The sequence below is a fragment of the Bacillus pinisoli genome, from assembly GCF_023036475.1.
In the GTDB taxonomy this organism is placed as follows: Bacteria; Bacillota; Bacilli; order Bacillales; family SA4; genus Bacillus_BS; species Bacillus_BS pinisoli.
On record NZ_JAJQKI010000003.1, the window covers coordinates 114907 to 137889 of the forward strand.

The following is a 22983-nucleotide window of genomic DNA, read 5'->3' on the forward strand; positions in this document are numbered from 1 at the left end:
AAGAGCCTTCGTATAAAAATATAATTGCTACCTACAAGTATGTACCGTTTCATTATGGAAGAATCTATATGCCCTGTCAATTTGTCCTTGCTGAATTAAGGAGAAGAAGGAAATACAAAAGGCTCTCTATATGCTTCAACCGTTATAAAACTCATGTACTCTGTCGTCGATAATCTTAAAACATCGTTTACCATGTCACGCAGGGGTTTAGGCTCCTCAAGCTTTTTCCATTTCTTTTTCTTTAAGCAGTCCCATACCTCGTTTTCATTGGCACGGTTGAAGCCATACAGATGAAATTCTTCAACCTTACTTTGAATGGCAGGCTGAATATATTCTCGCAACTCATCCCAATTCATATAAATCCTCCTAGTCTAACTTTCATATGATGTATAGATTCTATTTTCTCTCAACAATCTCCTTGTTTTAGCTAAAGGCTGGAATATTAAAGATTGTTGCAAGAGCCTAATTAAAAAATGGAGAAAGATAGTAAACCAAGGCTAACTAAAATTCCTGCAACCACTACACCAAGACTAATAGCGAAGAATGCATAGTGGAATCTTATTGAAAACAGCAATGCAGCCACACACGCACTATACGCGCCTGTTGTCGGTAGGGGCACTGCAGTGAATAGCATTAAACCTAATGCTCCGTACTTTTCAATGTCCTTACTTTTCCTCATTGTACGCTTATGTAACCAGTTATACAGCTTATTATACCAGTTGAATCGTAATAACCATTTACTAACCGGTTGAAATAATAAAAGAATTGGTATGATTGGAAGTATATTACCTATCACACTTAATATAAAGGACTTAGCAAGAGAAAAGTCATAATGAAGATAGGCTAGTGGTAGTCCTCCTCTTAATTCTAGGATCGGCATAGCTGATACGACTAAAACAATTAATTCTGGTGGAAGAAACGTAAGATTCTGAACAAGGTAATCACTAATTTTTTCTTTCATTTTAAAAATCTCCTTTCTTGGTAGTAGGTATATCATTCGACTAGAAATAGATATGGAGATTATATTCACATACGTTCTATTCTAAAACTTACTTAAACCTTTAATAGATATAACGTTGAAAAAGAGCAGCTTTCCATAGCATGTTCATTCAGCGATAAAAACTCCCACATATATTCCTACATATGTTGTCCTCTTTCTGTCATGCTTGGCCCTCTATCACGCATATAGTTATTGTATATGATTACACTGCGTTTGAGAAGGTAGGGTAGCACATGTCGAAACAAACCTTTTTACAAGGTACATTAATTTTAATTTTAGCTGGATTAATCACAAGGGTTCTCGGTTTCGTGAATAGAATTGTGGTTGCAAGAATTATGGGTGAGGAAGGCGTAGGTCTCTATATGATGGCGGTACCTACATTACTCCTGACCATTACACTCACTCAAATGGGGTTACCAGTTGCCATCTCAAAGCTAGTGGCTGAGGCTGAAGCGGTAGGCGACAAAAGAAGAATCAAAAAAATCCTCGTCGTTTCATTAGCTCTAACAGGTGGGTTGAGTATCCTTTTCACAACCGGTATGGTTTTACTAGCACCTCTTTTATCACAGACATTGTTAACAGATGAGAGAACGTATTATCCGTTAATCGCCATCTCACCGATTGTGCCAATTGTGGCTATTTCAGCTGTGTTAAGAGGATATTTCCAGGGCCGACAGAATATGAGGCCTGCTGCCTACTCGCAGGTTATAGAACAAATTGTGAGAATTACATTAGTTGCTGTTTTCACAAAGGCCTTTCTACCGTATGGCGTAGAATTTGCTGCAGCCGGAGCTATGATCTCTGTTGTATTTGGTGAACTAGCTTCACTTCTGTATATGGTTATGATGTTTAAATTAAAAAAGCGAGTAAGGGTTCGAAAAAACTTTTTTCAATCAGTTAAATCTGGTAAAGAAACATTTAATAGTCTGATGGCGATTGCAGTTCCTACAACCGGCAGCCGTTTAATTGGATCGGTCGCTTATTTCTTTGAACCGATTGTTGTGACACAGAGTTTGGCGATTGCAGGTTTAACTACTGCTATAGCAACAAAGCAATATGGAGAACTTACTGGCTATGCTTTGCCACTATTATTTTTACCATCATTTATTACGTATTCCTTATCTGTTTCGCTCGTTCCTGCAATTAGTGAAGCAGCAGCGAAAAATAAAACAACCTTAATTGAGCATCGACTTCAACAAGCATTAAGATTATCCTTTGTATCAGGTGGATTAGCCGTTGTTGTTCTATACGTGTTTGCAGAACCAGTGATGCAGTTAATGTATGGTTCGTCTTCTGCTGCCATCTATGTAAAGGTAATGGCACCCTTCTTTATCTTCTTCTATTTCCAAGGGCCATTACAAGCTGTTTTACAAGCACTTGATTTAGCAAAAGCAGCGATGATTAACAGCTTAATTGGAGCTGTTATCAAAATTGCTGTCATCTTCGCATTAGCTACGCGACCAGAGTTAGGAATTATGGGGGCAGCCTTAGCCATCGTTGTTAGTATCATGTTGGTTACACTATTACACTTCTCCACCGTCATAAAAGTGATTTCTTATACCATTTATGTACGTGAGTATGTTAAAAGTTTTATTACCATGATTCTTGCTGGAATGGCGGGACATTATTTCTTCTTATATGCGTTAAACAGCTCTTCACTAGTTACGCGTACACTACTTGCAATTGTTGTGACATCCATCGTTTATATCATTCTTCTTGTTTTCTTTAAACTTGTTCACAAAGATGAATTACGAAGGATTCCTTTTATCGGGAAGTATATTGGGAGGTAAAATTGACAGTAACCAAGGGTAAGCATTATGCTTACCCTTTCTGTGTGTTTGAATACCTGTTAACAAAGAATAACCACACCATCATGTAGCGAATGGTGTGGTTATTACTCATCAATTAAATCAATATAGAAGGTGCCGTTGTCAAAGCTACAGAAGGAGATTTTCTTAATATCTCGATAACCAAGATCACGGAGCTGCTGGCGGAGCCAAAGATTTGTCTGATCTAGTATTTTTAAATGTTGCTCTTGTACGACCCCATCCACAATGAGTGGAAGATGAAGTGTACTCTGTTTTTTATGATCCTTTTCAAACACAGATAACTTTCCTGTCGGTTCTAGAATGGCGAATTCTACATCTGCCAAGTTGTTAATATTCTTGTCGCGTAACTGTGTTAGTAAATCGTCAAAATTATAGCGTTGCTTTCGCATTTCTTTTTCTTTAATTTTACCATTTTCAATGAGCATAGTAGGTTTTCCATCAAGTAACTCTCTTACTTTTTTACTTTTTAACGAGATGGTTGCTAACGATATTTGGATGAGCATTAATAATAGCATGGGTAAGATAGATTCGAAAATCGGTTTATTTGTTGCCTCAATCCCCACGACCGCAGTTTCTGCGATCATAATGAACACAACTAAATCCAGTATGCTAAGCTCCCCAATCTCCCTTTTCCCCATCATTCGAAAAATAAAAACGATAAGCGCATATAAAAAGAGAGTACGAATAATAATTGAGACATACTCCACTTTCTTTAAAATCCTCCTTTAAAAAGGCCTTTTTCTCATGAGTTCATGATTAGTTTTCACCACCATCACAATTTCATGAGCTAAAGGATTTTCCAATATGCTATAAAAATGGTAACAGATAACGGAAATAGATATAGATGGTACACATGATCAGTGAAGCAAAAACTACGGGAATACCTATTTTTAAGAAATCAATAAATTGAATATGAACCTTTTCTTTCAACGCTAATCCTACTACGACCAAGTTGGAGGATGCTCCCAGTAACGTTCCGTTACCTCCAAGACATGCTCCTAAAGCTAGCGACCACCAGAGTGGATCAAGATTAGTCATTCCATAATCCTTAAACTCTAAGATGACTGGGATCATCGCAGCTACAAACGGGATGTTATCGACAATCCCTGAAAATATTCCGGTTAACCATAAAATAAGAATAGCCGTCTTAGGTAAATCTCCCTCCGTGTAGTAAATAATGCTTCTGGCAAGTTCATCAATAATACCTACTTCTTCGATTCCACCGACCAAAAGGAACAAACCAATAAAGAAAAACAAGGTTGCCCAATCAACCTCTTTGAATATATCTTCCGTTTTAATGGTTTCACGAGTTACTAATAGGATTAAGACCGCACCAGCTAATGCAATGCTTGTCAGCTCAATATGCAAAAGGGGATTTAAGACAAAGCCACTTATTGTAACAAATAAAACAAGTAGTGAAGGAAGTAAGGAAGAGTCTTTATTAATGTATTGCTTTGGATCTAAGGCCAAAAGCCTTAATCGATTTGCTTCACTAACATAAAGCCTGTCACGATATAGATAGATCATACCTGTCATGATTGTTAGAAAAATAAGAATAGTGATAGGTGATAAATGCAGGAGGAATGCATTAAACGTCAAATGCTTTACAGATTGGCCAATCATCATATTTGGTGGGTCTCCAATTAAAGTGGCAGTTCCACCTATGTTTGCGGATAAAATAATGCCGACTAAATAAGGGAGAGCTGGTACTTCCAATATACGCACAATTTTGAAAAGAATCGGAACTAACAATAAAACAGTTGTAACATTAGCTAAAAATGCAGAACCAAGCGCTGTCACTAGAGAAATCATAAACAAAAGTGGAATGGCATGACCTTTGACTACCTTGGCAATATAAATGGCTACAAACTCAAAAATCCCTGTTTTGCTTGTAACCGATACTAAGATCATCATGGCAAATAACAAAGCAATTGTATTCCAATCAATGTAGGAGATAAATGCTTTTTCAGTATCAAAAACTCCAACAATCAGCATTAAAACTCCACCCATACCTGCTACTAATGTACGGTCTATCTTGTCTGTAATAATGATCAGATAACTTACGATAAAGATTATGCATGTTAAGACCGTGATCACTTCTCTTCCACCCCTAGCCTTCAAGTATCCTATATCTCATCCTATGATAAGAAAAGTAGGGACATGCTTAAAACTAATCTGTTCGAATAGTTACTTTCTCTTCAGTATGAGTAGAAAGCTACAAAGTTTTATAAAAGAACCTTCTAAAATGTAGATCTCCTGAATATGCTTGTTCTAAAGAGCTTGGCTAGGCATATCTGGCTAATAGAATGTCTTAGGGAGGGAGTAGTCAGGATGAATGCAAGAAATATGGTCACTGCAGTCATGTTTGGTGTTTTAACAATTCTTTTGATTATCCTTACATGTAGTTTAGTATTTTCGCTATTATTACGATTCACTGATTTACAGGAGACATCATTGCAATGGGTAATCATGACATTATCATTCTTCGCTTTATTTGCGGGAGGATTTATTTCCGGTGGCAAAGGTAAAGAGAAAGGTTGGATGATGGGCGGTGCAACTGCCTTAGTATTTACATGCATTGTGATGTTGTATCAATTCCTTGGTAAGGAATCTGGGTTTTCAACAGAACAAACCTTTTATCATCTAGGTTACCTTGCAACTGCGGTGTTTGGTGGCATTATGGGGGTAAATATTGCAGGTGGTAAACCAACTACTTAATAGTACTAGCAAAGTGGGGCGGAGTTCCCCACTTTTTTTGTGTTCGCCGCATACCCTAATAGGTATAATTGCACAGAACTTGACCAGAATTGCACAGTTCTGATAAAGGATTGCACACTAATGGCTAGAAATTGCACATAACTAGCGCTTAATTGCACAAAACCACTTTTTCTACAACAAAAAAAGAGCGGAAACACTACCCGCTCTTTCATGTGTTAGTTTTGTACTACGTCACGCACTGCTGCACGATCGAATGCAAGTCTAGAACCGTCAGTTACCTTAATAACGATAGTTCCTTCATCAATTCCATCAACAATACCGTGTAAACCACCGATTGTTACAATCTTGTCACCTTTTTTCAGGTCCGCTTGCATTTGTCTAATTGCCTTTTGCTTTTTTTGCTGAGGACGAATTAACAAGAAATAAAAAATAGCAAACATTAAAATTAATGGTCCAATAGATGTTAGCATTTCCATTTATTTCACCCCTTTCTATTGTATACTCAAAGTTGGCCAAGCTCATGACTAGAAATTTTTTGCATTTGGTTTATTAAATCCGTATGCTTCAAAAAACTCTTCCCTAAAATCACCTAAGCGATCCTCGCGTATTGCTTGTCTAACCTGCTCCATTAATTTTAACAGAAAATAGAGATTATGATAAGTCGTTAATCTCATTCCGAATGTTTCACTACATTTAATCAAGTGACGAATATAAGCTCTTGAATAATTTCGGCATGTGTAACAGTCACAATTAGGATCGATTGGGCCAAAGTCGCGCTCATATTTTGCATTTCTCACGACTAGTCGTCCTTCACTTGTCATACATGTACCATTACGTGCAATTCGTGTCGGTAATACACAATCAAACATATCAATTCCACGTACAGCTCCATCAATAAGTGAATCTGGAGAACCCACTCCCATTAAATATCTAGGTTTGTTACTTGGCATAAGTGGAGTTGTAAATTCTAGCACGCGATTCATTACATCTTTAGGCTCTCCAACGGATAAACCACCAATGGCGTAGCCTGGGAAATCCATTGATACTAGATCACTTGCACTTAATTTACGAAGCTCTTCATACTCTCCACCTTGAATAATTCCAAATAGGCCTTGGTCATGTGGTCGTTGATGAGCTGCCAAGCAACGTTCTGCCCATCTACTCGTTCGTTCTACTGATTTTTTCATATAATCAAATTCTGCTGGATAAGGTGGACACTCGTCAAAAGCCATCATGATATCCGATCCTAATGCATTTTGAATCTCCATAGCTCCTTCAGGAGAAAGGAACAGCTTCTCACCATTTAAATGATTGCGGAAGTGAACTCCTTCTTCTTCAATTTTACGAAGATCACTTAAACTGAATACTTGGAAACCGCCTGAATCAGTTAAAATGGCCCGGTCCCAATTCATAAATTTATGTAATCCGCCAGCCTCTCTAATAATTTCATGTCCTGGACGAAGCCATAAATGATACGTATTACTTAAGATAATACCTGCTCCCATTGTCTCTAAATCTTCTGGGGCCATCGTTTTTACCGTCGCTAATGTACCAACAGGCATAAAGGCTGGTGTATCAAAAGAGCCGTGTGGGGTATGGACTTTTCCAAGTCGTGCTCCTGTTTGTTTACATGCTTTTATGAATTCATATTTGATTGCTGTCATTGTTGTTTACCCCCTTCAATTATAAGCATGGCATCTCCAAAGCTGAAAAATCTATACTTTTCTTTTACTGCCTCTTTGTAGGCATGAATGACATGCTCTCTGCCCGCTAGTGCACTTATTAGCATAATTAACGTTGATTTTGGAAGATGGAAATTGGTAATCATCCCATCAATACCTTTAAATTCATACCCTGGAAAAATAAATATGCTTGTCCAACCAGATGATTCTTCGAACTTTCCATCATTTTGTCCCGCAATGGTTTCTAACGTACGAGTAGAAGTTGTTCCAACCGTAATGATGCGACCGCCCTGTTCTCTTACTTCATTTAGTAAGCGAGCAGTCCCTTCTGTCATCTGATAAAACTCAGCGTGCATATCATGCTCATCAACAGTTTCAGCGGTAACTGGTCTAAATGTTCCCAAACCTACATGAAGAGTAATAAACGCTATATGTACACCCATGTTTCTTACATCTTGTAGAAGCTCTTCTGTAAAGTGCAAGCCCGCTGTTGGAGCGGCCGCTGAACCCATTTCTCTAGAAAAAACGGTTTGATATCGTTCTTGATCACCTAATTGCTCTTGAATATAAGGTGGGAGCGGCATTTCACCTAGTTCTTCAAGAACCTCATAAAAAATCCCCTCATAGGAGAACTTGAAAATTCGTCCACCATATTCACTAGACCCAACACATGTTGCTTTTAACTTTCCATCTCCAAACGTAATAACGGTCCCTTCCGTCACTCGCTTTGCCGGTTTCACTAGTGTTTCCCACTGGTCTTCACCTAACTGTTTTAATAATAGCACTTCAACCTTTGCACCCGTTTCTTCTTTTAACCCATATAGTCTAGCAGGAAGAACACGAGTATCATTTAATACAAGGCAATCTCCCTTCTTTAAGTAAGAAAGAATAGATCTAAACGTTGTTTCATGCTGAATTTCACCTGTTTTTTTATCAAGAACCATTAGCCTTGACGCTTCCCTGTCTTGTAACGGAGTCTGCGCAATTAGCTCTTCTGGAAGTTCAAAATCAAATAAATCGACTTTCAAATACATTCACCTATTTCAATTAAAATTTATTTATCTAAATCGTCCAATTAGATAAAATAGTAGCGACAATACAATACTGACAACAATAGAAGTAACAATTGGGAAATAAAATGTAACATTTCCTTTTTTAAACACAAAGTCACCTGGTAACCTTCCGACAAAATGCCAAAGCATCCCAACGACTAATAAAACAAATCCTGCTACCATTAACAGTTTTGGCATTTCCACTATTCTGGCACCTCCATATTAAAATGGCGGTAAGCAAGATCCGTTACAATTCGTCCACGAGGAGTTCGTTGCAAGAATCCAATTTGAAGAAGGTACGGTTCATAGACATCTTCAATCGTGTGTGATTCCTCTCCAATCGTTGCTGCGATTGTATCAAGTCCGACCGGACCTCCCCGAAACTTTTCAATGATCCCTATTATTAATTTATGGTCAATATGATCAAGTCCTAATCGGTCGACCTGAAGCATTTCTAACGCTTCTTTTGTAATATCATCCTTTATGGAGCCGTCTCCTTTAACTTGTGCAAAATCACGAACTCTCCTTAAAAGACGGTTAGCTATTCTAGGTGTTCCCCTAGATCTCCTTGCAATTTCAACCGTTGCTTCCTTATCTATATCAACCTGTAGGATGGAAGCGGCTCTATCTACAATGCCTGATAGCTGTTCTACATTATAATATTCTAAGCGGCTCAAAACACCAAATCGGTCACGAAGAGGAGCGGATAATGCCCCTGCTCTCGTGGTTGCTCCTACCAGAGTAAATGGAGGGAGGTCAATTCTTACAGATCTCGCTGAAGGCCCTTTGCCGATGACAATATCTAGGCAGAAATCCTCCATAGCTGGATAAAGAACTTCCTCAATAGATCTTTGCAATCGATGAATTTCATCGATAAACAGGACGTCACCAGGCTCAAGTGCCGTTAAAATAGCAGCTAAGTCACCAGGTCGCTCAATAGCTGGTCCAGAAGTCGTTCTAATCTGAACTCCCATCTCATTCGCAATAATTGTGGCAAGAGTCGTTTTTCCAAGCCCTGGTGGTCCATATAAAAGGACATGATCTAATGTTTCATTTCTCATTTTAGCGGCTTCAATAAATACTTTTAGGTTTTCCTTTACCTGAGTTTGTCCGATATAAGATTCTAACAATTGAGGACGAAGAGTTTGATCTAATGACTCTTCTTCATAGGTAGCATCGACGGATACTAGGCGTTCGTCCATCGTAGTCCCTCCCTTCTTCTATTATTTCCCTTGTACAAGCTTCTGCAAAGCAAGCTTAATATATTGGTCAGTTGTCATAGATTCCTTCTCAAGATAAGGAATAACTTTACGTATTTCACGTTCAGCATAACCAAGTACTTTTAATGCCTCTAGTGCTTCTTCCATTGCTTGGTTTGTTTCTTCCTTCTGATCGTTTACTGCAAAGATACTTGGAACCAACTCTAGATCTACAAGCTCTGCCACCTTGCCTTTTAAATCTAGAATAATTTGTCTGGCAGTCTTCTTTCCAACGCCAGGAAATTTTATTAAGAAGGCTTCGTTTTCTTCTTCGATTGCAGTCACGACTTGATCTGGTCTTCCGAAGGCTAAAATGGCAAGAGCACCTTTTGGTCCAATACCTGTTACATTTAAAAGCTTCATAAATAATGCGCGATCCTTTCGGGTCGGAAAACCATATAAAGCTAATACATCTTCTCTTACATGCTGATACGTATAAATAACTGTTTCACTTTTATTTAATTCATATATATAAGGATTGGGTGCATGAATTAAGTAGCCCATTCCTTGATGATCCAGCACAACATACTCTGGATTAATATCTACAACTGTTCCTCTAATAAACTCAATCAACTTACTCTCTCCCCTATTTAAGCTGTATCTATTTTAGCATAAAAACTAAACTACAACATAAAACAAGGCGAACCTTTTTAAGGTTCACCTTGCTGCTTTATGGGGAGGTGGAAAACGGCTTAAACACCTCTAATACCTCTACATAATTATCCTTCGACTGTATAGGTATTCCCTGTTTTAGTTCTTCATGCTGTCTGCTTTCTAATCTACTTACATCAATTTGATAAAAAGATTGGATAACATTGTCGATACTTGGTTTTCCGTTAAAGATCGTTAATGTGCCGTTACTTGTTATGCCAAAATAACCATTTGCTTTTAACAATGGTGAAATATCATCTATATTTTGCTGAAAGACAACTAAATCTTCATCTTGGTCAACAAGCTGCCAAGATTCATATTCAGACCAAAAGTCTTCCATGGACCATATTGTTTCTTCTTTGATTTCTTCACTCACTTCACCGTCTAAGTATACACGTTCTAAGATAACTGTAATGGTTAATGGCCCTGTTACTTCCTGAGCTTCATTGTTAGTTGGAACGGGGCTCTTTGATTCTTCTGCTGCTGTGATTAGAATCCCTGTAAGACTAAATAGTAGAAGTCCTAACCAGAGGATTTTTGTATACTGACTAAGTTTCATGGTATACACCTCTTTTTTCCTAATAATCTAATCTAATAAATAGGTAAACAGTAGTATAGTCTCTCCATCCAATGTAATTTTATCCAATCATGTTTATATCTATATTGTCTCCATAAAAATGATTGACTATCCACTATTTTACATCAATAATTAGAATGTTAGAGTCTCATTATGAGGTGAACTTATGAAAACAGAAAGTGTAATCATTTTAGTTAATAAAATGTGCGATGAATCTCGATATACAAAAGCAAGGGAAATCATTTATAAAGAGTGGGACCGATTAACCGAGGCTAAAACATATAATTTATTAAGCAAGAATGCTAAAGAATTCGTCATGATTATTAAAGCAGAAAAGGAAGATGGATCCATTGAAACCTTGACCATGTCTGATAAAAAAATTCTTAATTTGTTTAATATGTATGTAAGAGATTCTAATTTACATTTTGCCAAGCGTGTCTACCAAAACCATGTTGAGCTGTTCGAGATGAAAGCCGCACAAAATTGGCTTCATTCGGATGCCAAAATTTATTACGAAGCATGGAAAAAATTCATTAACGAATAGACAAATTAAAAGAGCAGGCATTGCCTGCTCTTTTTGTTATTGTTATTGTTATTGTTATTGTTATTTTGTGTCACGGAATGGTGTACGGACAGCATCATCAATTTCTTCTCCAATTTCTTGGAACATGTCACGTACATCTGCATCAAGATCATCTGTTGGGCCACCATCTTGTAACTCATTATCGATATTTCGAGCTCTTGTAAAAATGGATTCGTCTGTTACCACTTTTACATCTTTACCAGCTGCAACTGATTGAATGGCAGCTCTTACTTTATCTTTTACTCTTACATCATTACGGTCATTGGTATCAACTGCAACTAGTACTTCATTTCCACTGATAATGGTTCTAACATCCTCAACATTCGCTACTTGTTCAGCTCGATTTGAAATTTCCTCAGCTAAACGACCATTGTAGTTATTGTTGTAGGAAGACTTCTTGTTATTATCTCTATCGGCCATTTGACCATGATAGTTATAATCTGTGCGAGAATACTGATTATTACGGGCCATCCCATTGTCATTCCCATAAGGTCTTGTAGGATTATTTACACCCTGATTATTTCCATAATCATCTAAGGTGTAATTGTTATACTGCCCGTAGTTTCCACGAGTAAGATTGTTGTTAAATCCTACATTACGTGCCCCATTATTCCCTCGATCATCAATAAAACCATCATCTCTTGTTCCGATGTTACCAACACCGCGATTATTTGTATTTCTATCACGGTCATAATCATCATTATCAGCGGTACGATCTAGCATTTCTGTTACAGGTCCATCGTTATCACGTTCTGGTAAAATGGCATTCCCATTTGCATTTTCGTCAGAGTAGTATCCCACTTGTCTTGTTCCGTTATAGTCGTTCCCCATAGCCCCTTCATCTGCATTATTACATGCAGTTAGTCCACTTAATAAAAAGGCAGTCGACAGTGTGTATATTACTTTTTTATTCAACGCAAATACCCCCCACAGTGATGTTAGATCGTATTTGAGTGTGTTAAACACTCCTTACTATCTTGGCATGTATGAGAGGTATTTAATCTGTTATATATCGGTAGTATCGTGAAGTAATTCCACTAATTAAAATTTTGGTGGCGCTGCAGCTAACTCACGCTTGTGATGTGACTGATTATGTAGCTTCTCAATAATTAGTCGATCTTCTTCTGGCACTTCCTCACCTTTTAAATACTTATCAATCATATTGTAAGTGGTGCCCATTTCATTTTCATCAGTTTGGCCTTCCCATAACCCAGCACTTGGAGCTTTTGTTATTACATCTTCAGGAACACCAAGGGCAACCGCAAGTTCACGTACTTCTCCCTTTGTGAAATGTACTAAAGGAACAAGATCAACTCCGCCATCCCCATACTTAGTAAAGTAACCAGTGTGCCATTCGGCTGCATTATCGGTCCCTACTACTAAATAGCCAAAATTATTAGCAACGGCATATAAGGTAGTCATACGCAATCTCGCTCTTGTGTTTGCGTCACCCAATTTTGCCGCCTTCTCATTCCATTGACTAGTTTGCTTAAGTTGTTCCTCAATTTGAGAAAAAAGTGTTTGATGAGTAGAGGTTAAATCTATTACTAAATGATTAATCCCACTACTTTCAACAACCTTTAACGCATCTTGTTGATCGTGAGGATTACTTTTACACGGCATAATTAGTCCTAAAGACTGTTCAGGAAATGCACGCTTAATTAAATGAGTAACCACTGCAGAATCAATGCCTCCGCTAATCCCAACTATTGCACCGTTTAATCCTGCTTCTTTTACTTTGTCTTGTAACCACTGTACCAGTTTCTCAATCTTTTGCTCCATTTCTTTTCTTCCCTTCCGGATCTTGTTTCTCATATCTTATCATAATGGATAATTATTCTAAAAGAATAATACACATTTCCTTTTCACTTAATTGTTTTCGCTAATATGGAGATTATAATAATAACTACTTCATTCCATTGCGTTACAGCCTCGTCTGCAACGTTGAGCACCTGTTTCGCACATAGTATCTCCCAATTCATAAAGCAATGATGATGACATCCCAAAAACATTGAAAAAAATTAAAAGCGTGAATTCGTATGTGAATTCACGCTCGCTAATATATTTTGCCGATTCCGGTATTCTAAGAACCGCATTTATTAATCTTATCTTTATAAGTTAAAATCGTCATCATCATCATCATTAAAATCTGGCATTCCTAATGGACCTTGTGCAGGGTAACCTGGGTGACCTGTTGGATAACCTGGTACTCCTCCGAAGCTTGGTTGCGTTGATGGGTAGCCTCCTGGTATTCCACCGTATCCTGGTTGTGCTGTTAGGTAGCCTGGGGCTCCTCCAAAACCTGGTTGTGCTGGTGGGTAGCCTGGGGCTCCTCCGTAACCTGGTTGTGCTGTTGGATAGCCTGGGGCTCCTCCGAAGCCTGGTTGCGCTGTTGGATAGCCTGGGGCTCCTCCGAAGCCTGGTTGCGCTGTTGGATAGCCTGGGGCTCCTCCAAAACCTGGTTGTGCTGTTGGGTAGCCTGGGGCTCCACCGTATCCTGGTTGTGCTGTTGGATAGCCTGGGGCTCCACCAAAACCTGGTTGCATTGTTGGATAGCCTGGTACACCAGCAGTAGGATCAAAACCTTCTTCTGCTCCAGAAGGTTGAGCTCCTGTCGGATATCCATAGCCAGGTGCCGGAGCTTGGAATCCTGGTTGATAAGGTGTCCCGTAGCTAGGCATTCCATAACCTGGTGTAGTTGGATAACCTGGTTGCATAGGGTATCCATGACCTGGTTGTGAGCCTGGATAACCATAACTTGGTACTCCGTCCATGTCATCATCTTCTGGATATGGTGCTACCCCTGGAGCTCCTGGATAGCCCGGAAATGCTCCTCCCCCTTGTGGGAATGGCTGTGGTGCAAATCCTGGTTGGAATCCTGGATATGCAGGCATTTCTGGCATATCATCAAATTCGTCTTCTACCCCTGCAACTCCGGTAGGATAACCTGGCGTAGGATAACCTGGTTGACCCGGATATGGTGTTGGCATAGCGCCTGGTCCAAATGAAGGAACTGGACCATACGGACTTGTATTAAAACCATCACCTGGCATGATACCTGTTACTGGTACACAATAACCTTCTCCAAGTGGAGCTTGTTGTGTTGGCAATTCAGGTGCCGGAGCAGTTGGTGTTACTGGCTCATCTGCTTCATCTTCCACACCAGCTACTTGAGTTGGTGCTTTAGGTTGAGGTGCCATATTAATTGGTGCATTTTGGTACGCCATGTTCACATAATAATTATTAATATCCATTTCTAACTGAGGAAGCTGTGGCAGCTTTGGTACATATGGCATTTTAGGCTTTGGTGCTTCAGTCTGAATAGGTGCTTCCTTCACAACTGGTGTCGGAGCAGGAGATAAATCTTTAAAAGGCTCCTTCACTTCTTCTTGAATTGGAGCAACAGGCATTTCTTTCACTGGTGCTTCTTGAACTGGAGATACAGGAGCTTCTTTCTTCACCGGTACTCCTGCAGTAGGTACCTTTATTTTCATTCCGGGCATAATCATGTCTGGATTACTTAATTGAGTATTCATTTGCTTCAACTCTTCAAAATCAACACCGTACTTTTGCGCGATTTTCCAAAGAGTATCACCCTTTTGAACAATATGGATTTTCACGAAATATCCCTCCCATGGCAAATTCTTTATCAGTCTATGCAACATTCGCCTAATTGCCACTCTTTCTCATCACAACTTTATGCACGAACAAGAGAAAATATGTCACCTCGACAGGTGACAGGCACCACCCGAATTTTGTCGAATGAACAAAAAAAGCCAGGAGTTCCCTGGCTTTTAGGCGCGTTCTAACATTCTGTTTAATGCGAGGATGGCGTGATCAGCAATCGACTTTTCGACTGTAATTTGATTTTGTATGTTTCCTGCTTCGAGTGTTTCAAGTGACCATAGTAAATGTGGTAGGTCGATACGATTCATCGTTAGGCATGGACACATATATGGGTTGAGCGAGATAATTTCTTTATCTGGATGGTTTGAGATGATTCTTTTTACTAGGTTCATCTCTGTTCCGATTGCCCATTTGGTGCCTGCTGGGGCTTTCTCAATGGTGTCGATAATATATTTTGTTGATCCTGCATAGTCAGATAAGGCGACGACCTCACGGCTACATTCAGGATGTACGATAATATTCATGTCTGGTTGTTGTTCTCTTATAGATGCAATATTTTGGACGGTAAAGTTTTCATGTACAGAGCAGTGGCCTTTCCACAGAATTACTTTAATGTCTTCCACGTTACCTTCATATTCTAGTTCATCTTTGATTGGATCCCAGATTGCCATTTGGTCTAGTGGAACACCTAAGTCAAAGGCCGTGTTTCTGCCTAAATGTTGATCTGGTAAGAATAGGATACGTTCTTTTTGGGTGAACGCCCATGCAACCATACTGGTGGCATTAGAAGAAGTTACCGTAGCTCCCCCGTTCTTTCCACAAAAAGCTTTAATCGCAGCTGTCGAGTTTACATACGTAAGTGGAAGAATTGTATCTCCAAATATATTCATTAATTTTTCCCAAGCTCGTTCTGTTTGATGGATATCTGCCATATCTGCCATAGAACAACCGGCTCGCATATCTGGAAGGATTACCTTTTGGTCTGGAGTGGTTAAAATATCCGCGGTTTCTGCCATAAAATGAACTCCACAGAAAACAATATATTCTGCTGAAGTATTAGCAGCGGACTCTTGTGCTAATTGTAAGGAATCCCCTGTAGCATCAGCAAACTGAATTACTTCATCTTTTTGATAATGATGTCCTGGTATAAAGAGCTTCTCACCAAATGCTTTCTTGATGTCTCGAACGCGATTTTCCATTTCTTCAACTGACATCGTTCTATATCTTTCTGGCAATTGATGCTCGGTTGTTTTTAACGCTTCTAATATGTTCATTTATTTCTCCCCCTCACTTTTCCATCCTGTCACAAAACTTATATCAAGTGCTTTGTACGAATGAGTTAGCATGCCTAAAGAAATATAATCCACTCCTGTTTTTCCATACTCTGCTAAGCGATCAACTGTAATTCCCCCCGAAGCCTCTGTGACGATATGCTTTGGAACTAATTTGACAAACTCCAGAACCTCACTCGGTTCTCTATTATCAAACATAATAACGTCTGCTCCCGCCTCGATTGCTTCTAATACATCTTCCCTAGATTCAGTTTCCACTTCAATTTTGACCATGTGGCCTGTCTTCGCTCTAACTGCTTTCACTGCATTTGTTATAGACCCGCTAAACGCAATGTGATTATCTTTAATCATCACACCATCATACAACCCGAACCGATGATTTGAGCCCCCACCACATGTAACGGCATACTTTTCAAACATACGAAGACCAGGTGTTGTTTTTCTTGTATCGCATATCTTTGTATGCTCGCTATTTAAAGCATTTACTGCCGTTCTTGTTAAACTAGCAATGCCACTCATGCGTTGAAGTAAATTTAAAATAATTCGTTCTCCCGTTAATAAATGCACAATCGGCCCTTTTACCTTAGCAATCACATCTCCAGGTTCAAGAGATTCTCCATCAAGCTTATACAAAGTAACTGCTATGGTTGGATCAAATAGATGCAGGCACTCCTTAATAATTTCAACACCTGCCAGTACTCCAGCCTCTTTTGCTATGATATTCCCTTCACCAACCTGAGTAGTAGGGAAAATGGATGATGTGGTCACATCATGCTCACCAATGTCCTCAATTAAAAACCGTTTAAGCTCTTCACGAAGTTTAATGATATTCATATATGCCCCCTAATTGACAACAGCTTGTTTCTTCAGTACTTGCGTAATTCGTTTCTTCTCAAAGCTTAGAATAGTCTCTGGGAAATCCAACCGAAAATGTCCACCTCTGCTCTCTTCTCTCTCTAATGCAGAACTTGCAATAAGCCAAGCAGTGGTCACCATATTTAATAATTCAATCTGTTCTTGATTAGATGGATGAATACTTGGTCCATGGTAAACATAGGGCTCAAATACTTTGACCACTTTTTCAAGTTCCTCTTTCTTCCGGACTATCCCAACTGCATTCATCATCGTTTTCTGAATAAAAGACTTGGTTGGCAGGTTACGACTATACAAACTAGCTCTACTTGTTGATAGACTTGTCATTTCGATCGGACGGTCTTCTGTTTGTAAAATGTAGTCTGCCATGAGGTTTGAGAACACAATTCCTTCAAGTAATGAGTTACTGGCAAGTCGGTTTGCACCATGCACACCTGTGCAGGCAGCTTCACCTACTGCATATAACCCCGGAATGGAACTCTGACTATTTTCGTTGACTCTTATTCCTCCCATCATGAAATGAGCACCAGGCACAATTGGAATCTTCCCTTCAGTAATTGATACCCCGTTTTTCTCACATAAATCAGTGATGGTCGGGAAACGTGTAGTAAAGTTCTCAATCATTGTAATATCCAAATAAACCGTTTCACCGTTTCTGACCTCTTCATAAATCGCCCTTGATACAATATCTCTCGGTGCCAAGTCAAGCAAAGGATGTACACCTTCCATGATTCTACGTCCATTTTTTGTAACAAGTATTGCCCCTTCACCTCTAACTGCTTCCGAAATTAAACCAGGACACCGACCATTTACATATAGTAGTGTTGGATGAAACTGTACAAATTCCATATCTACAAGTTCAGCACCTGCCCGGAAGGCCATGGCATATCCGTCGCCTACTACCGTTTCATCATTAGAAGAGTGCTCATATAGACCTCCACAACCACCTGTCGCAAGTATGACATGATTAGCATAGTAGTCTATGATCTGACCTTGTTGATTAACAGTTTTTACTCCAATACAGCGTCCTTCATGAATCATCAAATCCACTGCAAACTCTTGCTCAATCATTTGCACGTTAGTAGATAACTTTTGTTTAAAAAACTGAATCAGAGCCTTACCTGTGGCATCCCCACCAGCATGTAAAATCCGTCTGTTGGAATGTGCACCTTCTTGCCCGAGTTGAATGTTACCTAACGAATCCTTATCAAAAATCATGCCTTTTTCAATGAACTCTCTTATGAAATGTGGACCATATTGTACCAACGTCCTAACAGCTGTTTCATCATTGTGATGACAACCAGCATTTACTGTATCCTCAAAGTGAGAATTCCAGCTATCGTTCTCAGCAAAAGCAGCTGCCACGCCACCTTGTGCGAGCATAGAATTGCTGTTATTTATTGTTAACTTTGTGAAAATAATCACATTCTTCTCCATACATAAACGGCTTGCTGCCACTAGGGCGGCTAAACCACTACCAACAATCACAACATCTGATTTGGGCATAAAAATGCCTCCTATTCAGCTAAGTGTTTACTTCTGTCTTGACACCTATATTTACATATATTTAAACTAATGACAAGAGTTTTTTTTACAACATGGTCTTGGATTTTGATATGATAGAGAAACAATTACGTATAGATACTACTCATAAAATTTATGAAAAAGGATGATCATGTTGATTTACTTAGATTACGCTGCAACTACTCCCATGAGAGAAGAAGCGATACAAGCTCTTACAGAAGCGAATAAGCATTTCTATGGAAACCCAAGTAGTTTACATGATATAGGAACAAAAGCTTCAAATTTATTAGAAACATGTCGAGGAGAATTAGCTAAGCTAATTTCAGGAGAAGGACAAGGAGTATTTTTTACAAGTGGAGGATCTGAATCAAATATCCTTGCGATCCGCTCTTTACTTCATGGCAATGTAAAAAAAGGAAATCACCTTATAACAACTAAAATTGAGCACTCTTCTGTGTTCAACTTATTTCAACAATTAGAAAAAGAAGGTTTTGAAGTTACTTATCTTTCTGTTGATTCAACAGGACAAATTAATATAGATGAGTTAAAGCAAGCCATTCAACCAACTACCATACTAGCTTCTATTCATCATGCCAATTCCGAGATAGGGACTATTCAACCCATTGAAGAAATTGGAAGACTTCTTCACGAACATAATGTTTTGTTTCATAGTGATTGTGTCCAAACTTTTGGGAAGCTACCTATAAATGTTAAAACAAGTTATATAGATAGTTTATCTATATCTAGTCACAAGCTTTATGGACCGAAAGGAGTAGGAGCTTGTTATATAAATCCTCAACTTCAATGGACACCTTACTTTGAAGGCACATCCCATGAAAAGGGATTTCGACCAGGAACGGTTAACGTGCCTGGGATCGCGAGCTTTTTAAGCGCAGCACAACTCATTCATGAGGATTTAGAAAAAGAAACAGACCGCTTACTACAGCTAAGAAATCATTTTTTAAATGGCATAATAGAAAGACAACTACCTATACAAATTGAAGGTAACTCAACACATACACTTCCACATATTCTTGGTTTATCTATCCAAGGAATGGAAGGGCAATACGCAATGCTAGAATGCAATCGACATGGGTTAGCGATATCTACAGGAAGTGCATGTTCAGTAGGAAAACAGGCTCCTTCCAAGACAATGATTGCGATTGGAAAGGATGCTTCATCTGCAAAGCAATTCGTTCGTATTTCTTTTGGAAAATGGACGACAACATTAGAGATTGACCAAACACTGCAAACATTAGAAAATATCATTTCAACTTACCAAAAAAAGTAGGTGTAGTCTATGAAGAAAAAGCTCTTAGGTGAAGAGCGAAGATCATTATTATTACAATGGTTAAAAACAGCTGAAACACCCCTAACAGGTTCAGACCTAGCAGATAGAGCCAATGTCAGTCGCCAGGTGATTGTACAAGATATCTCGCTGTTAAAAGCAAAGGACGAACCGATCGTCGCTACCTCTGAAGGCTATATATACCTTACCTCAACACAGGAGCAAGGATTATTTCAAGAGGTGATTGTCTGTCAGCATACACCAGAGGAAACAATGGAGGAATTGTTTATAATGGTAGACCATGGTGTAACGGTAAAAGATGTTAGAATTGAACATCCTGTATATGGTGACTTATCTGCATTAGTTCGGGTAAGCAATCGAATGGAAGTAGAGCAATTCCTAAGAAAGCTAAAGGTAACAAATGCACCACTATTGTCACAGCTAACGGATGGTCTACATCTTCATACGGTAGAAGCAGATGCTAAGGAGAAAATCACAAGTGCCTGTCTGGCATTAAAAGAACGAGGATTTTTAATAGAAGCTTAATTGATAGTCTTACTATATAGAAAAGAACCGCTTGGATATCCAGGCGGTTCTTTTTTATCCATATATAACTGAGCTCTTCCACAGAAAGTACTACTTCACTTCAAAAACTGGATAACTTCCAAGTGAGATAACTCCACATCCTAATGCTTCGAGTTCAGCAATCGCACCTGGGATTAGCACTTCGTCAATGGCTTGATCAATATCAATGATAAATAAATAATTGCCTAAACCTGTTTTCATAGGACGAGATTCAATTTTGGTGAGATTTATCTTTCTCCAAGCAAATGCGGACAGTACTTGATGTAAGGCACCTGATTGATCAAGTGGGAGCGTAATAATAAGGGTTGTTTTCTCGTGAGGTTTACTAGAGAATGGAAATTCTTTCTCCTCATTTTGAACAATAATAAAACGAGTATGATTAATATTGTAGTCTTGAATATCTCTTTCAACAATCGTTAATCCATATTCCTCAGCTGCTAGCTCGTTTGCAATCGCTGCCGCTAATTGAGTAGGATGATTGGCCACTAGTTGTGCAGCAGCACTTGTAGATAAAGTCTGGATTTGCTCCGCATCTTTATAGTTCAAAGCTAAGTGCTTCCTACACTGAGCTAGTGCATGTGGATGAGAGTAAATGGTCTCTAGCTGTTCCAGCTGGTGAATATGACTAGGATGCACCATAAAATGTTGTTGAATAGGGACCACAATTTCTCCAACAATGGTCAATGGATGATCATGAATCAGATAATCTAACGTAGGGGTGACAGAACCTTCAATCGTATTTTCAAGTGGAACCACACCAAAAGAAACATCACCATTTTTCACCGCATCTAAGCAACCATGAATAGAAGCAAAAGGTATTCTTTTTTCCTCTTTAAATAAGTTTTTCACCGCATATTCAGTAAAAGTAGCTTTTGGACCTAAGTAGCCAACCGTAATCACGTAAACTCCCCCTAGAACAAAGGCGCTAACGCCCTCAATTTCCCTAGATATAACAAATATTCCTCAAGGATAAGAGGGGATTCTCCCTTTTATCCTTAAGGAATAGTAAAAAAAGTATCTCCAACAAAGAGCTGTTTTCTAACGATTATCACTAAAAAGCAAAATAATCTTAGAAAAGCGCCTGATTAATCAACAAATTCGAATTCAAATTCTAACAACCTGATTGTGTCGCCGTCCTTTGCACCACGTTCACGAAGCTCGTCATCGACACCCATCGTTCTGAGTTGTCTTGCAAACCGCTGAACAGATTCATCTCTAGAGAAGTCCGTCATTTTGAACAGCTTCTCAATTTCTTCACCTGTAAGGACATAAGCACCGTCATCATCACGAGAAATAAAGAACTTCCTTGGATCTGCTTCATGCTTATATACAACACGATTATCTGTTGTATCTTCTTCTTCTTTATATAATGGAAACTCTTCCGTTTGATCAAGTATATCTGCGACTGTATAGAGTAGTTCCCTTGTCCCCTGTCTTGTAATAGCTGAAATCGGGAAGATCTTTACATCCTCTTCTAGCTTTTCTTTGAATGCTTGAAGATTTTCTTCAGCACCAGGCATGTCCATTTTATTAGCTACAATGACTTGTGGACGCTCTGTTAGTCGTAGATTGTATTCTTTTAATTCAGCATTTATCGTGACATAATCTTCGTAAGGATCTCTTCCTTCTGTTGCAGCCATGTCAATTACATGAACAATAACTCTTGTTCTTTCAATATGACGAAGGAATTGATGGCCAAGCCCAACACCTTGGTGAGCGCCCTCAATTAGTCCTGGTAAATCTGCCATAACAAAGCTTCTACCATCCTCAACTTGTACGACACCTAGGTTCGGTACAATGGTCGTAAAATGATATTCAGCAATCTTTGGCTTAGCTGCAGAAACAACCGAAAGTAAGGTTGATTTTCCAACACTCGGAAAACCGACTAATCCGACATCAGCTAAGACTTTTAACTCTAACGTAACATTACGTTCTTGACCTGGTTCACCATTTTCGGCTATTTCAGGTGCTGGATTTGAAGGAGAAGCAAATCTAGAGTTTCCTCTTCCTCCTCTTCCTCCCTTAGCAATTACCGCTCTTTGGCCATGTTGTACTAAGTCAGCAATGACATCATTTGTTTTTTCATCAATAACAACTGTCCCCGGAGGAACTTTTACAACCATCGGCTTAGCATTTTTTCCATGCTGATTAGAAGACATACCATGTTCCCCACGGCTTGCCTTAAAATGCTTTTTAAAACGGAAATCCATTAAGGTACGTAAGCCCTCTTCCACTTCAAAAATGACGTCAGCACCTTTACCTCCGTCACCACCAGCTGGTCCACCTTTTGGTATATATTTTTCTCGGCGATAGGCAACTATGCCATTCCCGCCGTCTCCGCCTTTAACATATATTCTGACCTGATCGACAAACACTTTTTACCACCACTCTTTTTCTATGTGTGATCTTAGACGTTTTGTACCTCATACAAAAACAGTCTATA

Annotated in this window: 24 protein-coding genes; 5 read left to right on the forward strand and 19 right to left on the reverse strand. The window is 39.0% G+C overall.

All coding sequences use genetic code 11. The annotated features are described in order from the left end of the window. Positions 1-95: 95 nt before the first annotated feature. Together LT143_RS05225 and LT143_RS05230 are read right to left on the reverse strand one after the other, a co-directional pair. Complete coding sequence (locus tag LT143_RS05225; protein ID WP_246940746.1) at positions 96-356, reverse strand: post-transcriptional regulator; 261 nt, start codon at positions 354-356, stop codon at positions 96-98. A gap of 110 nt (positions 357-466) precedes the next feature. After that, on the reverse strand, positions 467-961 hold the full coding sequence (locus LT143_RS05230; protein WP_246940749.1) for a COG2426 family protein: 495 nt from the start codon (positions 959-961) through the stop codon (positions 467-469). A gap of 272 nt (positions 962-1233) precedes the next feature. Here LT143_RS05230 and spoVB point away from each other — a divergent pair, with 272 nt between their 5' ends. Then, the gene (spoVB, locus tag LT143_RS05235; RefSeq protein ID WP_246940752.1) at positions 1234-2790 is read left to right on the forward strand and encodes a stage V sporulation protein B; all 1557 of its coding nucleotides are present in this window, start codon (positions 1234-1236) and stop codon (positions 2788-2790) included. 104 nt (positions 2791-2894) lie between these two features. Here the strand turns inward: spoVB and LT143_RS05240 are convergent, their stop codons facing one another. Beyond that, the gene (locus LT143_RS05240; RefSeq protein ID WP_246940755.1) at positions 2895-3536 is read right to left on the reverse strand and encodes a DUF421 domain-containing protein; all 642 of its coding nucleotides are present in this window, start codon (positions 3534-3536) and stop codon (positions 2895-2897) included. A gap of 100 nt (positions 3537-3636) precedes the next feature. Continuing rightward, entirely contained in the window at positions 3637-4926 is a 1290-nt protein-coding gene (locus tag LT143_RS05245; RefSeq protein ID WP_246940758.1) for an ArsB/NhaD family transporter, read from the reverse strand. A 234-nt stretch (positions 4927-5160) separates the two neighbouring features. Between LT143_RS05245 and LT143_RS05250 the strand changes: the two genes are divergently transcribed. Continuing rightward, positions 5161-5547 (forward strand): TIGR04086 family membrane protein, encoded by a 387-nt coding sequence (locus LT143_RS05250; RefSeq protein WP_246940761.1) that lies wholly within the window; start codon positions 5161-5163, stop codon positions 5545-5547. A gap of 215 nt (positions 5548-5762) precedes the next feature. Here LT143_RS05250 and yajC read toward each other — a convergent pair whose 3' ends face one another. From yajC to LT143_RS05285, 7 genes are all read right to left on the reverse strand, one after another. Further along, on the reverse strand, positions 5763-6023 hold the full coding sequence (gene yajC / locus LT143_RS05255; protein WP_246940766.1) for a preprotein translocase subunit YajC: 261 nt from the start codon (positions 6021-6023) through the stop codon (positions 5763-5765). A 48-nt stretch (positions 6024-6071) separates the two neighbouring features. After that, a complete protein-coding gene (tgt, locus tag LT143_RS05260; protein ID WP_246940769.1) occupies positions 6072-7211 on the reverse strand; it encodes a tRNA guanosine(34) transglycosylase Tgt in 1140 nt (379 codons plus the stop codon). Next, entirely contained in the window at positions 7208-8257 is a 1050-nt protein-coding gene (gene queA / locus LT143_RS05265) for a tRNA preQ1(34) S-adenosylmethionine ribosyltransferase-isomerase QueA (RefSeq protein ID WP_246940772.1), read from the reverse strand. Before queA ends, tgt begins: the two co-directional genes overlap by 4 nt. Positions 8258-8287: 30 nt before the next feature. Beyond that, the gene (locus tag LT143_RS05270; protein WP_246941515.1) at positions 8288-8488 is read right to left on the reverse strand and encodes a DUF2905 domain-containing protein; all 201 of its coding nucleotides are present in this window, start codon (positions 8486-8488) and stop codon (positions 8288-8290) included. Continuing rightward, positions 8485-9483 carry a Holliday junction branch migration DNA helicase RuvB gene (gene ruvB, locus LT143_RS05275; RefSeq protein ID WP_246940775.1) on the reverse strand — a complete coding sequence of 333 codons (999 nt, stop codon included), beginning with the start codon at positions 9481-9483 and terminating at the stop codon, positions 8485-8487. Before ruvB ends, LT143_RS05270 begins: the two co-directional genes overlap by 4 nt. Before the next feature lie 21 nt (positions 9484-9504). Next, positions 9505-10113, reverse strand: coding sequence for a Holliday junction branch migration protein RuvA (ruvA, locus tag LT143_RS05280; protein ID WP_246940778.1), 609 nt, complete (start codon positions 10111-10113; stop codon positions 9505-9507). A 97-nt stretch (positions 10114-10210) separates the two neighbouring features. Next, complete coding sequence (locus tag LT143_RS05285) at positions 10211-10750, reverse strand: BofC C-terminal domain-containing protein (protein WP_246940781.1); 540 nt, start codon at positions 10748-10750, stop codon at positions 10211-10213. Between the two features lie 184 nt (positions 10751-10934). On the opposite strand from LT143_RS05285, the gene LT143_RS05290 reads away from it, so the two are divergent. Continuing rightward, complete coding sequence (locus tag LT143_RS05290) at positions 10935-11312, forward strand: hypothetical protein (protein WP_246940784.1); 378 nt, start codon at positions 10935-10937, stop codon at positions 11310-11312. Positions 11313-11372: 60 nt separating this feature from the next. Here LT143_RS05290 and LT143_RS05295 read toward each other — a convergent pair whose 3' ends face one another. From LT143_RS05295 to nadB, 6 genes are all read right to left on the reverse strand, one after another. Next, positions 11373-12266 carry a YhcN/YlaJ family sporulation lipoprotein gene (locus tag LT143_RS05295; RefSeq protein ID WP_246940787.1) on the reverse strand — a complete coding sequence of 298 codons (894 nt, stop codon included), beginning with the start codon at positions 12264-12266 and terminating at the stop codon, positions 11373-11375. A 126-nt stretch (positions 12267-12392) separates the two neighbouring features. Beyond that, positions 12393-13133: an NAD(+) synthase gene (nadE, locus tag LT143_RS05300; protein WP_246940790.1), complete on the reverse strand. Its 741-nt coding sequence runs from the start codon at positions 13131-13133 to the stop codon at positions 12393-12395. Between the two features lie 329 nt (positions 13134-13462). Then, entirely contained in the window at positions 13463-14971 is a 1509-nt protein-coding gene (gene safA / locus LT143_RS20360; protein ID WP_336296590.1) for a SafA/ExsA family spore coat assembly protein, read from the reverse strand. Positions 14972-15145: 174 nt separating this feature from the next. Further along, a complete protein-coding gene (gene nadA / locus LT143_RS05310) occupies positions 15146-16252 on the reverse strand; it encodes a quinolinate synthase NadA (protein WP_246940793.1) in 1107 nt (368 codons plus the stop codon). Next, complete coding sequence (nadC, locus tag LT143_RS05315) at positions 16253-17104, reverse strand: carboxylating nicotinate-nucleotide diphosphorylase (RefSeq protein ID WP_246940796.1); 852 nt, start codon at positions 17102-17104, stop codon at positions 16253-16255. It abuts the gene before it with no gap. Positions 17105-17113: 9 nt separating this feature from the next. After that, positions 17114-18649 carry an L-aspartate oxidase gene (nadB, locus tag LT143_RS05320; RefSeq protein WP_246940800.1) on the reverse strand — a complete coding sequence of 512 codons (1536 nt, stop codon included), beginning with the start codon at positions 18647-18649 and terminating at the stop codon, positions 17114-17116. Positions 18650-18818: 169 nt separating this feature from the next. On the opposite strand from nadB, the gene LT143_RS05325 reads away from it, so the two are divergent. After that, entirely contained in the window at positions 18819-19958 is a 1140-nt protein-coding gene (locus tag LT143_RS05325; protein ID WP_246940803.1) for an IscS subfamily cysteine desulfurase, read from the forward strand. 9 nt (positions 19959-19967) lie between these two features. Further along, positions 19968-20501, forward strand: a complete 534-nt coding sequence (locus LT143_RS05330) for a transcription repressor NadR (protein WP_246940806.1) — start codon at positions 19968-19970, stop codon at positions 20499-20501. 90 nt (positions 20502-20591) lie between these two features. Here the strand turns inward: LT143_RS05330 and pheA are convergent, their stop codons facing one another. Both pheA and obgE read right to left on the reverse strand, forming a co-directional pair. Continuing rightward, a complete protein-coding gene (gene pheA / locus LT143_RS05335; protein WP_246941517.1) occupies positions 20592-21437 on the reverse strand; it encodes a prephenate dehydratase in 846 nt (281 codons plus the stop codon). A gap of 188 nt (positions 21438-21625) precedes the next feature. Further along, entirely contained in the window at positions 21626-22915 is a 1290-nt protein-coding gene (gene obgE / locus LT143_RS05340; protein ID WP_246940808.1) for a GTPase ObgE, read from the reverse strand. Positions 22916-22983 lie beyond the last annotated feature (68 nt).

What these genes read in the sequence shown, in the direction of transcription:
- LT143_RS05225 (WP_246940746.1), bottom strand. Translation starts at nt 356, where the DNA reads ATGAATTGGGATGAGTTGCGAGAATATATTCAGCCTGCCATTCAAAGT.
- LT143_RS05230 (WP_246940749.1), bottom strand. Translation starts at nt 961, where the DNA reads ATGAAAGAAAAAATTAGTGATTACCTTGTTCAGAATCTTACGTTTCTT.
- spoVB (WP_246940752.1), top strand. Translation starts at nt 1,234, where the DNA reads ATGTCGAAACAAACCTTTTTACAAGGTACATTAATTTTAATTTTAGCT.
- LT143_RS05250 (WP_246940761.1), top strand. Translation starts at nt 5,161, where the DNA reads ATGAATGCAAGAAATATGGTCACTGCAGTCATGTTTGGTGTTTTAACA.
- yajC (WP_246940766.1), bottom strand. Translation starts at nt 6,023, where the DNA reads ATGGAAATGCTAACATCTATTGGACCATTAATTTTAATGTTTGCTATT.
- tgt (WP_246940769.1), bottom strand. Translation starts at nt 7,211, where the DNA reads ATGACAGCAATCAAATATGAATTCATAAAAGCATGTAAACAAACAGGA.
- ruvB (WP_246940775.1), bottom strand. Translation starts at nt 9,483, where the DNA reads ATGGACGAACGCCTAGTATCCGTCGATGCTACCTATGAAGAAGAGTCA.
- LT143_RS05285 (WP_246940781.1), bottom strand. Translation starts at nt 10,750, where the DNA reads ATGAAACTTAGTCAGTATACAAAAATCCTCTGGTTAGGACTTCTACTA.
- LT143_RS05290 (WP_246940784.1), top strand. Translation starts at nt 10,935, where the DNA reads ATGAAAACAGAAAGTGTAATCATTTTAGTTAATAAAATGTGCGATGAA.
- nadE (WP_246940790.1), bottom strand. Translation starts at nt 13,133, where the DNA reads ATGGAGCAAAAGATTGAGAAACTGGTACAGTGGTTACAAGACAAAGTA.
- nadA (WP_246940793.1), bottom strand. Translation starts at nt 16,252, where the DNA reads ATGAACATATTAGAAGCGTTAAAAACAACCGAGCATCAATTGCCAGAA.
- nadC (WP_246940796.1), bottom strand. Translation starts at nt 17,104, where the DNA reads ATGAATATCATTAAACTTCGTGAAGAGCTTAAACGGTTTTTAATTGAG.
- nadB (WP_246940800.1), bottom strand. Translation starts at nt 18,649, where the DNA reads ATGCCCAAATCAGATGTTGTGATTGTTGGTAGTGGTTTAGCCGCCCTA.
- LT143_RS05325 (WP_246940803.1), top strand. Translation starts at nt 18,819, where the DNA reads ATGTTGATTTACTTAGATTACGCTGCAACTACTCCCATGAGAGAAGAA.
- LT143_RS05330 (WP_246940806.1), top strand. Translation starts at nt 19,968, where the DNA reads ATGAAGAAAAAGCTCTTAGGTGAAGAGCGAAGATCATTATTATTACAA.